The 12,123-nt window shown below is 46.0% G+C and carries 8 protein-coding genes; 2 read left to right on the top strand and 6 right to left on the bottom strand.

What is annotated here, in order from left to right; genetic code table 11:
• Positions 1–59 precede the first annotated feature (59 nt).
• On the bottom strand, positions 60–2,795 hold the full coding sequence (locus ACLVWR_RS16375; protein ID WP_413581672.1) for a zinc-dependent metalloprotease: 2,736 nt from the start codon (positions 2,793–2,795) through the stop codon (positions 60–62).
• 107 nt (positions 2,796–2,902) lie between these two features.
• Here ACLVWR_RS16375 and ACLVWR_RS16380 point away from each other — a divergent pair, with 107 nt between their 5' ends.
• Both ACLVWR_RS16380 and ACLVWR_RS16385 read left to right on the top strand, forming a co-directional pair.
• Positions 2,903–4,321, top strand: a complete 1,419-nt coding sequence (locus tag ACLVWR_RS16380) for a peptide MFS transporter (RefSeq protein ID WP_413581673.1) — start codon at positions 2,903–2,905, stop codon at positions 4,319–4,321.
• Positions 4,322–4,479: 158 nt separating this feature from the next.
• Entirely contained in the window at positions 4,480–5,247 is a 768-nt protein-coding gene (locus ACLVWR_RS16385) for a 4-hydroxy-tetrahydrodipicolinate reductase (protein WP_413581674.1), read from the top strand.
• 11 nt (positions 5,248–5,258) lie between these two features.
• Here ACLVWR_RS16385 and ACLVWR_RS16390 read toward each other — a convergent pair whose 3' ends face one another.
• From ACLVWR_RS16390 to ACLVWR_RS16410, 5 genes are all read right to left on the bottom strand, one after another.
• Positions 5,259–5,915 (bottom strand): isochorismatase family protein, encoded by a 657-nt coding sequence (locus ACLVWR_RS16390; RefSeq protein ID WP_413581675.1) that lies wholly within the window; start codon positions 5,913–5,915, stop codon positions 5,259–5,261.
• Between the two features lie 50 nt (positions 5,916–5,965).
• Complete coding sequence (locus tag ACLVWR_RS16395) at positions 5,966–6,376, bottom strand: hypothetical protein (protein ID WP_413581676.1); 411 nt, start codon at positions 6,374–6,376, stop codon at positions 5,966–5,968.
• Positions 6,377–6,544: 168 nt separating this feature from the next.
• Positions 6,545–8,695, bottom strand: coding sequence for a 3-hydroxyacyl-CoA dehydrogenase NAD-binding domain-containing protein (locus ACLVWR_RS16400; RefSeq protein ID WP_413581677.1), 2,151 nt, complete (start codon positions 8,693–8,695; stop codon positions 6,545–6,547).
• A 30-nt stretch (positions 8,696–8,725) separates the two neighbouring features.
• Entirely contained in the window at positions 8,726–10,069 is a 1,344-nt protein-coding gene (locus ACLVWR_RS16405; RefSeq protein WP_413581678.1) for a thiolase family protein, read from the bottom strand.
• Positions 10,070–10,638: 569 nt separating this feature from the next.
• Positions 10,639–11,589: an HNH endonuclease gene (locus ACLVWR_RS16410; RefSeq protein WP_413581679.1), complete on the bottom strand. Its 951-nt coding sequence runs from the start codon at positions 11,587–11,589 to the stop codon at positions 10,639–10,641.
• Positions 11,590–12,123: the final 534 nt, after the last annotated feature.

Genomic DNA, 12,123 nt, shown 5'->3' on the forward strand with positions numbered 1-12,123 from the left:
GCCTTTTAGAAACTGACATTTTAGGGATGCGACTGTCGAAAACAGTGCCAGATCCCGGACTATAGAGCTTGAAGAACCTTCACTTGAGCTGCAATCCAAGCAGAGGCCTTGGAATCGATTTTCCCTTCTTTAAGCAGTTTATCTGCCAAAGCCACCTGTTCTTCGCGGGTCAGGGAATCAATGAACAACAACGGATCAACAACCTGTAGAAGTTTGTTGATTGTATCCGCAAGGGAACCACGCACATGGGCACGCTTCACTTCCAATGGGAAGGACATGCCCTGGGAGGACAGGATATTCATCATCGCAATACGCTCAGCAGCCGTCAGGAAAGGCACCCCAACGGTGACGGTCTTATCCCCCTGCTCGCCCACTTTAACATCCAATGGTTTTTGCGTGGCTAGAACCATATCCAAAGCCAAGTCACCCAGGACATCTGTATCAGCCTGCTTAACCACCTCAGCCGGCAGGATGTTGCTGATGACCTTTACACCTTTATCAGTCTCCACTTGAGCTTTGATAGCCGGAAGAATGTCATGAGCCGCCTCAAAAATGACCTTCTTGTTAAGTGCTTCTATCATCACGAAGAACTTAACAATTTTCTTTTGTTGTTCTTCCGTTAATGCATATTCACGACCGGAAAGAGTTTTGCCTTTGGCAAGAACTCCACTTTGAGCCAATGCCACAGTTTCTTTAGTGAACCAATCCAGATCCAATTCGCCTTTGGAATTACGTAGCAAACCATTCAACATGGCCGCATACCCACCGAACTCAGAAGTTACATTGTCTTTCGCTTTAAGGAACTTGGCTGTTTCCGCCAGATGCGCCAATCTCAATGCATCAAACGCTGGATCCTGCCCTTTACGAGCATTCAGGATTCCACCGCTTTTCGCTGCTTCCAAAGACACCAGATTCTGAGCGCGAAGAGCGTTGTTACCCGCCATCTCAGACGTTTCAAACAGAACCTTGCCGACGAATGACAAGTCAATCGCAGCTTTACCCCATTTGAAAGTATCACCGATCACAGTGTCGAGATCATTCACGACTTCCGGCTGATCCCCTGGGTACATGCGACCGATGATCGATGCAAACAGAACGTTGACCAGGTTTTCTTTTTCATCACGGCCGTCCAAATACTTTCTAAGCAATGGATTATTACCGTTATCAAAACGCTCGCAACCATAGATCGACATTTTTTGAACATTCGCAAGACTGATGTCTTCGTCCGTGCAGTACAAAGAGATCTTGGAATCCAAAGCACTGTCGTCAGTTGAGTAAGCCCAAGCCATCGCCATCTTATCGTAAGACAACGCCGAGTGCTTGATAAACGCAGAGTTCAAAACATCATCCACGCCACTGACGTAGTCCATGATACTTGTGGAAGTCTCCAAACCTGGATGATTTGGATCTTTCAGATAGGATTTGGAGGAGTCATAGATTTCCTGAGTCGTTGCTTTCGCAGAGAATGAGCCTGCAAAATTATGACGAAGCCCCAGAGCGTGACCCAATTCATGGGCAACTGTGGCGCGAACACTGTCCTGAGCCAGACGCAAACGTTGCGAGTCCGGAGCCTCACGAGTCAGCTTTTGCAAAGATTGAATCTTTTGAGAGAAGTCACAAGCCACAGCACCTGCTGCCACTGGAGAACCGCCGTTCAACTGAACCAACTCCCCGGAACCCACTTTCGTGAATACGGAAGGCATGAACACTTGCGCGCGCAAAATTTCACCCGTCAATGGATCTGTCTGGCTGATCGCATAGGCCGCACCGGCATCCAACCAAGTTACCCAACGAACCATGATCGTACGATCCTTGGGTGCTGATTGCGGGTCCACACCCGTCTCCACCTGGATAACGTCTTTACCGAAAACTTTATTCCAGTACAGAGCGCCTTCCTTAACGGCGTTCACATAGTCAGCGGGCACCGCTGCAGAAATACGCACAGTGATCGGCTCACGCCCCTCAGAGACATCCCATTTCGCGATGTACTTAATCGCATCCTTACTCATGGAAGGACGCGCCAGGCGAGTCACGAAGAAACCCACAGAGCGGGACTTATCGAATTCTTTGGATTGAAACTTGGATTCAAGGCGATAAGCGCGAATCTGGATATTTACAGCCAGTGTCTCTTCACGGGTCTCGACCGCAAGTTTATTGCCGGCAGCCGCTTGGCCCACCAGGCTTTGAACTTTGGAAACCTGCTCAAGCTCAATAGCGTTGTTAGTAATTGCGATATTACGCGTGAAGGAATCCTTCACCGGAATGGCGGACACAGAGCTTTCCGTCAACGGATCATTCATACCCTCGCCGAAATCCACGTCATAGGCATTTTGTGCAATCAGGGATTTAAGACCACGGCCCCAGTCAAAAGTGATCGTGCTTTCGTCCTCACCAATGATGGCGAAAGTCTGAATTAGATTTTCTGTTTGCAGCTCTTCGTAGATGCTGTTGTAGTTTTGCCCCAGCAAAGCCATGCGGCTGCCGTATTTTTCAAAACTTACCACTTGCGGTTTCAAATCATACCACTGCGGCGTGGAACCACCGGTTTTACCGGAAGCGATCAGCAAAAAGATTCTTCCCAAGGACGATTTATTGATGGTCAGGCACGTGGCATTTTCGCAGCGAGCCGCAATTTCCGTGGACTGAGTTTTGGGAAGAGCAAAAGAGTCGACGATAAGCTCGGGTGCCTGCTTTTTCGCAATGATAGGACCCACATCAAAGCCGTTTGTACAGCCTGTTACAAGAACAGTTGTAAGCACCGCGCCGAAGGCAAATACACTCTTAAAAACTGACATTGAGGAGCCCCTCCATTTTTCAGGTGTCTTTATCTCAAAAACTTGCCAAGATCAAAAGTCTCATTAGAAAAAAGAAGTAATCGTCAACCTTATGTACAGAGAGGCCTATGGCTCAAACATCAGAGAAAACACTATTTGGACACCCGCGTCCCCTGTTTACACTTTTCTTCACAGAAATGTGGGAACGATTCTCATTTTACGGCATGAGAGCGCTCCTGGTGCTTTACATGGCCCAATATCTTTTTCTTGAGGCCGATCAGGGCAAAAATGTTTGGGGCTACGGAGCTTTGAAATCCGGGATTGAATACTTTTTTGGTCCGCAATCTCCGCAAGCTTTGTCCTCCCATATCTACGGTTACTATATGGGCCTTGTATATTTTACTCCCTTTTTCGGGGGTATGATTGCGGACAGATACTGGGGCAAGCGTCGCGCGGTCTACGTGGGCGGTATTTTGATGGCTATCGGTCACTTCCTGATGGCTATTGAAAGCATGTTCTTTTTGGCTTTGTTGTTCATTATCGCTGGCAATGGTTTCTTCAAGCCGAATATCTCCACCCAAGTTGGCGAGTTGTATGCGCCGGAAGACAAGCGTCGCGATGGTGCTTTCACGATTTTCTACATGGGTATCAATCTGGGTGCGTTCTTCTCTCCATTGGTTTGTGGAACCTTGGGACAAAAAGTGGGCTGGCACTGGGGCTTCGGAGCAGCCGGTATCGGAATGCTTGCAGGTCTGTTGATTTACCACTTCGGAGGCAAACATCTGCCATCTTCTGAACACAAAGTTTCCATCAAAGAAGTGGAAGCACAAGCGCACAAACCACTGACTAAATCCGAGTGGACTCGCACATGGGCATTGACCTTCATGTGTGCCATCACGATTTTCTTCTGGGGCGTTTACGAGCAACAAGGCAACACATTGCAGTTGTGGGCAGATCAATCCACTGATTGGAATTTCTTTGGTTGGGAAATGCCTTCCACTTGGTACCAATCCTTCAATCCATTTATCATCTTCCTGTTCGCACCGATCCTGGATCGCGTCTGGATGTGGCAAGCTCGTCGTGGCAAGGAAAATACCACAGCCATGAAGATGGCGATTGGTTGCTTCATGGGCACAGCCGCGTTGGGCTTGATGTTCTTTGCGGCAAAATCAGTGGGTCCTGGCAAAGGCACGGCATTGTGGCTTCTGGGTTCGACATTCATGCTGACAATTGGTGAGCTTTATCTTTCTCCGATTGGTTTGTCTCTGGTGACTAAAGTTTCCCCTAAGAAAATCGTTTCGATGATGATGGGTGTTTGGTTCCTGGCTTCCTTCTTCGGAAATACTGTTTCCGGATGGATCGGCAGCATGTACGACAAAATGCCGAAGGAACAATTCTTCCTGCTTCTGGCAGCTCTTGGATTGATTCCAGGTGTATTGTTCTTCTTAAGTAACAAAGTACTTACAAAATCATTGAACTCAGCTGACGAAAAAAAGTCAGGTAGTGCCGGCTCCTCTCTTGGAACGCACGCCGAAGCAACAGTCTAACTGACTGATAATACAGGGGTGCGCACTGCGCATTGCGCACCCTTTCTAATATTTTTATTCTAAGCCTCTAAAAACTAAGTTAATTCGTTCAAAGGGTGTGGAATCTTCCATAGTTAATTCCTAAGAGAGTAGGGTCACTTTCTTTATAAGGGAGACCTATGTCTTTGAAAGTCGGACTATTTGGATTCGGAAGAACAGGCGCTGTCGTTGCTGGCGAAATCGCCAAAGATCCGGAATTGTCGCTGCAATGGATCTGCCGCAGAAATGTCGAAAACACACAGCACTTTGCCAGCCGGGTTCTGGGTTACGATTCTGACTTTGCTCCCTTCATCACTGCTGATCATCTGACGGAGGAATTTTTCAAATCCCATCCGGTGGATCTGGTCATTGACTTTTCAACGGGCACCACAACTCAGGTGTACGAAAAGCTGGCTCATCACGGAATTAAAATCGTCAGCGCAATTTCAAACTACAATGACTCTGAACTCAATCGCGTGAAAAGCATCAGCACCAACACTTCGGTTCTGTATTCACCCAATATCACTCTGGGAATTAACTGGCTGTTAATGGCTTCGAAAATTTTGAAAAGCATGATTCCCCATGCTGATGTTGAAGTGGTGGAAGAACACTTTAGACAGAAGAAAGACATTTCAGGAACGGCTCTGAAGCTGGCTCATCATTTGGACCTGGATCCCAACGAACACGTGAATTCCATTCGTGTGGGCGGCATCGTTGGCAAACACGAAGTGATCTTTGGACTTCCCTACCAAACCATTCGACTGACCCACGAGAGCATCAATCGCGCGGCCTTTGGCACAGGCGCCATCTTTGCGGCAAAATGGTTGCGCGACCAGCCCCATGGTTTTTACTCCATGGAGCAAGTGCTGCAACAATCCTTCAAACAAAAACTTCGCGAGATGCAGTAGTCGGTCGACGACTACATCATTTCGGATTGACTGCTGTACCCGTCTGGTGGCGATTGAAAGCGCGAGTTCGCATGCATCTCGCGATGTTCAGTCACTAGGGATTTGAAGACCTCACGGCCTTTTGCTGCCAACGGAGACTTCCAATCGCGGAACCACTCTGCCACCATGGCAACACTGGTATTTGGAATGGCGCCAGCCTGGATCAGTCGTTGAATAGCCATTTCATGTTCTTCCTTGGATTGACCACCGACAGCATCCACCACAAAGGTCACTTCAAAATCATCCTCCAATGCATCCACCACTGGGAAGGCCAGGCAGATCTCAGTCCACAAGGCACAAAACACTAAACGCTTTCTGCCGGTCGCTTTCACCGCTTTTAGGAAGTTTTCATCCTCCCAGGCATTCATGGAAGAGCGATCGATTTCCACAACTCCTGGAAGAACACTTTTCAAGGCTTTGATAGTGGGTTGATTCACACCCATCTTGACGCCGACCGAGCTTAATACCACGGGGATATCAAACGCCACGGCTGCTTTCGCCAACTCACAAACATTGGTTTCCACCATGCGGGGATCACTGGATCCAATGCCTCGGAACATTTCCGGTTGATAGTCGACCAGGACTAATGCGCATTCACTGGCATCCCAAGTGGCACGATTACGGCTCATAAAAAACTCCTTGCTGGTTAATGATATTTTAGACTGAACAACTTAGTTTATTATTTGCAGGGTGTTGGCAGCGAAAGCTCCACCACACCTTTGGGTGCTGAAAATATTAATAACCGCTGATGGTAATTAATTTTCAGAGTCTCTTCGAGCTTTCCATTGAAGGCCGTTTGCGTGAACTCCACCTGGCCGTTGTTGTCCGTTTCAGAAGTTCCGGAGTTAAGACCCGCTTCCCATTTAAACTCCGCCCGCTTCACTGGGATGGTGGCAATACTTTCACCCTGGGGATGACAGGAAATCTGTATCAGATAGCGGTATCCTATAGAGCGTGGACGTGCACTGAAGACCCGATCCACATTGATTATGTGCGTGGAGGAAGTCTGGGCCCAGACTGCACAGTCTGTCGTAACGACGGCAAGCGCCGCTACCAACTTCAATGTGGCTTTGCATTTAAAGTTTTGCATGAACTATATTGTCTGATCACGTCCCTGAAAATCCAAGAAGGCCACCCAAAAAACAAAAGCCGAAGCAGGTTATTGCTTCGGCTTCGGTTTAGTAAGGTTATCTTTCAAATATTCACATTCACAACCAGGCCCTTGATAACTCAATAGGACCCTATTTCTGAATGGCGATTACTTGTAAAATTTAGCGTTTGATTTAGCCATGTTCGACAGAGGCGTCGCTGGCTTCAAACGTTTGGCATTACGGCTGGACGCGTACATTGCCAACTGATCAGCAACATACTGTGAGCCAATGCTGTCTGCGTACTTCAACAATCCACCACGGAATGGCGGAAAGCCCGTACCCATGATCATGCCCAAGTCCACTTCATGTGGAAGCTCCACAATGTGGTCTTCAATCAATGCCAAAGAACATTCATTCACCATCGCAAACACACCGCGTTCGATGCATTCTTTGGTTTGGTGAGGATTGCTTGGAGTGCCCAAGCCCAATGCTCCGTAAACTGTTTGATCGACATCACCACGTTTGCCGTCAGCCTGGTAAGTGTAGAAACCCTTGCCATTCTTACGACCCAAGCGACCTGACTTCTCCAAAGCTTCCATACAAGGCGCCATTTCAATGCGCTCGCCGAAGGCTTTCTTGAAGATTTTAAGAACTTTAATACATACATCCAAACCAACTTCGTCCATCAACTCGAATGGACCCATCGGCATGCCGAACTCTTTGACGTAGGCTTTATCAACCACTTCGATGCTCATACCTTCTTGCATCAACCATGCAGCTTCCGCCATATATGGAAGAAGAAGACGATTCACCAGGAAGCCCGGTCCGTCTTTTACCACGACAGGCATTTTGCCCATTTTTTTGGTCAATTCAAAAATAGTGGCGATAGTTTCATCGGACGTTTGCGCACCACGAATAACTTCAACCAATGGCATTTTGTTCACCGGATTAAAGAAATGCATTCCCGCGAAGTATTCAGGACGTGGATGACCTTTGGCCATCTCTGTCACTGACAATGAGGAAGTATTCGTTGCGATGATTGCATCCGGGCGCATTTGACCTGCGCACTCGCCGATCACCTTTTGCTTGATGCCCATGTCTTCAACGATAGCCTCAACCACAACATCCAGGTTTTTGAAACCGGAATAGTCTGTCGTCACAGATACTGAATCCATTTTTTGCTGGAATTGATATTTGTCGATGGATTTACGTTTTACCAACTTCATCCACAAGTCACTGGCGTGCTTCAAACCTTTACCCAATGCTTCCGGGCTCAAGTCCTTCATGCGCACTTGAATGCCTTTGTCTGCCGCGACGTAAGCGATACCGCCACCCATCGTACCAGCACCCAGGATACCAAGTCCTTTGACTTCTTTTGGTTTAACTTCAACACCAGTAACACCGGTTTGTTTTTTAACCATTTCAGTCAAATAGAACACGTGAATCAAATTTTTGGAAATATCGGTGATACCCAGCTCACAGAAGCCTTCACGCTCAATGCGCATTCCCGCATCGCGATCACTCATGCCGTAAGTTTTTTGAATCACGTCCAACGCTTTCAATGGCGCAGGATAATGACCCTTCGTTGCCTTCATCACGCCTTCACGTGCTTTCTTAAACACAACGCCTTTTGCAGGACCTTCAAGAACTTTATTAACCAATCCATTTGCCTGGAACTTTTTGCGACGTTTTTGACCGCCACCTGCGATGATTTCCTTGGCCCATTTGATCGCCTGTTCATCCAAAAGATTTTGGTGAACGACTTTATCAACCAAACCTGATTTTTGCGCTTTTTTGGAGTTCACTGCTTTACCAGCAAGGATGATATCCAAAGCGGCTTGAAGTCCCATGATACGCGGCATACGTTGAGTACCACCGAAGCCCGGCAGGATACCCAATTGAATTTCCGGCAGACCGATTTTTGTTGAGGAATCATCAGAGGCAATACGGTAGTCGCACGCCATAATGAATTCACAACCACCACCCATACACGCACCGTTCACGGCTGCGATAGTTGGCATTGGCAGGTCCTCGACCATGTTCATGATCTCTTGACCGGCTTTAACCGCGTTATTGAATTGATCCGGCGTCGTCATACCTTTGATCTCTTCGATATCCGCACCAGCGATAAAGATTTTCGGTTTCATGGATTTAAAAATCACCGCTTTATATGAAGACTTGCGCAGCTCTTCAACCACGTCTTTCAATCTCATCATCACCGGTGTTGAGAATTTATTAACTTTTTCACCAACAAGATCGAACTCTACAACTGCGATCTCACCTTGAGGTTTAATTCTGATACTTTCAAGCATAGACATTTTGTATACTCCTGGATGCAAATCGCTTAATTAGTTTTCGTTCTCAAGAATCATCGCTCCACCTTGACCGCCACCGATACAAAGTGTTGCCAGACCGTGCTGCACGCCTCTGCGTTTCATCTCTTTTGCAAGAGTCAAAACGATACGTGTGCCTGTTGCGCCAACGGGGTGACCCAATGCAATCGCGCCACCATTCACGTTCAGAATTTCATCACGAATCTCGCCCACTTTTGCAGACAAGCCAAGTTTCTCTTGTGCAAACTTATCGGAATCCATTGCCTTCTGACATGCCATCACTTGAGCCGCGAATGCTTCATTCAACTCAACCAAACCGATGTCCTTCATAGAAAGACCCGCGCGTTTTAGAGCCAACGGCGTTGCGTAAGCAGGACCCAATCCCATGCGCTCCGGCTCAAGACCCGCGAAACCGTAGGAACGAATTGTTGCAAGTGGTTTGTAACCAGCTTGTTCCGCTTTTTCACGGGACATCAATAGAACCATCGCTGCTCCGTCTGTGATCGGACAAGAGTTACCTGCTGTGATCGTCCCTGTGGCTTTATCGAAGAATGGTTTTAGTTTTGCCAAAGCTTCCATCGTTTGTGTGTCACGAGGTCCGATGTCGTCTGCAACCACTTCTTTGTATTCAGGTGCCAGATAAACCGGCGTGGACTCTTCCTTCATGCGACCTTCTTTCATCGCCTTGGAAGCCAGTTGGTGAGAGCGCAGTGCAAACGCATCCTGCATCTGACGATTCAAGCCCCACTCTTTTGCCAGGATCTCGGCTGTTTGACCCATGTTGATCCCAACGAAAGGATCTGTCAGACCCAACATCACACCAATTTGCGGGAAATATGGATCTTTCATGTTGCCCTGAAGAAGAGCTTTGATTTGATTCACGTCAGCTTTGAACAATTGCCACAAAAGCGGAAGCGCTTGCTTCGGGCCTTTCGCTGCGAAAAGTCTTTCGTAGATGTCTTGGAATTTTTGCGGTGCCAATGTCGGAATTTGCGACATGGATTCAGTGCCACCTGCCAGGATCACATCCATTGTGCCGGATTTGATTTTTTCAAAACCGTTGGAAATGGATTCCATCGCAGATGCACAGTTTCTGTGAACTGTGTATGCGGAAGTTTTCATCGGGATACCAGCATTCAATGCAACTACACGGGAAATATTCACAGCATCCGCTGGATTCCCCGTATTGCCCACGATCACTTCATCAACGGAATTTACATCCAGGTTCGTTTGCGCAATTAACTGTCGAAGCGCAATCTGCCCCAGCTGTGCTGGATGAACTTTTTTAAGTTTTGTACCTGATTTAGCGAATGGTGTACGCACACCTTCAACGAGAACCACATCGCGTGGTGACTTCATAGAAAACTCCTGTTGGTAATTCAAATAACCACTGAAAATCGTACAGGTTTTTCATGTGAGGACCAAACACAAACGCAAGAATGAGACTGCGAGGTCTAGTTTCAACAAAGCCTTCGTGGATTCACTAGACCATTCCTGCTAAGAACCAGAGTTGAAGCTCTAAATTACCTCTGAAAAACTAATAAAACTCCTCAGATAATCACCTCGACCTCCTAAGAATCTTATCGCCTGCAATAGTTATGTTTCATAGTAAGATCTCGAGGCAGAATGCCTATCATAACCACTTACTTCAAGCTTGCTCGTCTATCGTAGTCTTTCTTACTTCTTACTTCTTCTTACTTCTTACTTCTTACTTCTTACTTCTTACTTCTTACTTCTTACTTCTTACTACTTCCTACTTCCTACTTCCTACTTCCTACTTCCTACTTCCTACTTCCTACTTCCTACTTCTATCTTCTATCTTCTATCTTCTATCTTCTAACTCTCATTTTTACATCTTCTCAGAGACCAGAAGAGTGATTCTCTTCTTATCGTTCTCCCGCGCTACCAAGAAAAGCTGCGTTATGCAGCTAGTAACTGGAGATTCCAATCCTTCTTGCTTCCGATAAATTATGCGCGCTACACAGTATTCTCAAATTTGATTCTTCATCGGCTCCACCTAACGCCAATGGCAGCCGATGATCCACTTGCAATTGAAATTTACTTGAACAACGTTTTCCATCGTCGTAATTAAATTCACACTGAAAATTTGATTTCTTTAGCAAGCGTCTGCGCAAAGTTAATTTCAAATGCTTTCTTTTATTTAAACCAATATTTGAGTTTGATTTGACCTTAGTCGCCTCCTCAAAGCTTCTAGGTTCAACAATGTTTAATTCGCCTTTTAATTCACTCTTAACAATTTCCTTTCCTAATCTCTTCTGGATCTGGGATTTTGTTAGATACGAAATCAATTCTGCCCATGTTGGGTTTGGCAAAATATGAGACAGCAAATCTCTGACTTGCTTCAAATCAGCCATTTGCTCTTCAGAAAATGTGATCTCCATGCGAAATGAATCGTTTCGCTGAGGTTTTAAAATCTCTCTTTCAAGAATCGGCTGATTAAATTCCACTGCCAGGACTTTTTGTGTTTCAAAACTGTTTTTGTTTTGAATTTGCTCCAACACAGATTCAGCCTGTTCTGCTGATACAACTGCTCCGCCAGCCATCGCTTTCGATATACATTTCTGAACTTGATTCAATTGACTTAGATTCAATTCGCCAGATTCGATCGATTTTTCAATCTGAGGAACCTTTTTCAACAAGCGGGATGCCTGTAGTCTTCGATAAGCAGCGTCTTCAGAATATTGCAAATGACCGGTCATATACTTAAACAAGGAGGTAAATCCCAAATCCAAATACAATCGTCTGGATTCAACTTCCACTAAATGCCACAAGATTAAGTGCGTGATCTTACGTTCCCCACGCGCAAGTCTTTCAACGCGATTTAGTAATTCGGAATTTGATATTGAAGTTAGATCCATTCTTTCCTCCGTTTTTTTGAATACTTCTGCCGCTTTTTGAATTTTATAACACGGGTTTTTAAACAGCATTTTTAGGTAATTCTCAGAGGAGAATTGATTTTAGCAATTCATCACTAACGGCCGCCAGGGATTCGCCTGATCCTGACGACACGGAGATATAAAGTCACGCGCACCCGGGATCGTCTTTTTGGAATTCAATCAACCTCGGGCAAAGTGAGAGCACCAAAACGACGTCAAATAATATTCGATTACAATCTTCTAAATGACACATCTTTTCCGGGCTACGCGGAATATTTTGAGCTTTGAGCTTAGAACTTTGAGCTTAGAACTTAGAACTTAGAGTTTAGAGTTTAGAGTTTAGAGTTTAGAGTTTAGAGTTTGCGCTTGGAGTTTAAAGTTCATTTTTTTTACCTGTGAAAGTTGGAATTGTGGATTTTGCGTTATCTCCAAGCTCTTAATTCTGTTTTAGGTAAAATAATATTAACTTCGCCTGAAGCGGAAATATTTAACTTCATAAGGCCGTCATTTCGGACA

This window comes from Bdellovibrio sp. HCB288 (assembly GCF_047305935.1).
Classification (GTDB): Bacteria; Bdellovibrionota; Bdellovibrionia; order Bdellovibrionales; family Bdellovibrionaceae; genus Bdellovibrio.